The sequence below is a fragment of the Ideonella sp. P3_A4 genome, assembly GCF_056403075.1.
On the sequence record NZ_JBFUGE010001265.1, the window covers coordinates 1 to 749 of the forward strand.

The 749-nt window shown below is 65.0% G+C and carries 1 protein-coding gene; it reads left to right on the forward strand.

The features are described from left to right. Positions 1–31: 31 nt before the first annotated feature. On the forward strand, positions 32–749 hold a 718-nt coding region (locus AC1DYI_RS37460), incomplete at its 3' end, for an MFS transporter (RefSeq protein ID WP_477209119.1).

The following is a 749-nucleotide window of genomic DNA, read 5'->3' on the forward strand; positions in this document are numbered from 1 at the left end:
GCATGTGTCGTTGTTGATGGGTCTGTACGCCATGTCGATCGGACTGGGCAGTACTTTGGCCGCGGCTGYGACCGCTCCGCTGTCGGCACTTGGCGGTGGCTGGCGGCTCGGAACGGGCATTTGGGCGCTGCCAGGGTTGACCGCCATCGCCGCATGGACGGTCGTGTCCCGATCTGAGCGGACGACCGACCCGGCCTCGGAAACGGCGGCGGCGCGTCGCCACCCTGCGGGTTCAGTGAGAGCTTGGCTGGTGGCTTCCTACTTCGCGATCAACAACTTCCTGTTCTTCGGCTTCCTGTCCTGGCTCGCGCCGATCTATCGGGAGCTCGGTGCGACTCAGGCGCACGCAGGGCTGCTGCTCGCCTGCTTCACGATGGCATTCATGTTCTCCAACCCACTGCCGGCCTTGCTTTCCAAGAGCGAGGATCGCCGATGGCTGGTCGGACTGTTCGCGGGCATCGCTCTTGTGGGGCTCGTTGCAACCGCCGTCGCGCCGACGTTGATGCCCTTGGTGACGATCCCCATCGTGGCGTGCGGTATCGGTGCCTCGTTCTCGCTCGGCATGACCCTTCCGCTCGACAACGCATCGAGCCCAGAGGAGGCCAACTCTTGGACGTCCTTCGTCCTGTTCATCGGCTACCTCTTGGGAGCGCTCGGGCCTCTCGCGCTTGGGCTGCTGCGAGATCGAACCGGGAATTTCCACGCAGCCCTTTGGGCCCTGGTGGCTGCCGCGGCCCTCATGGTTTCGC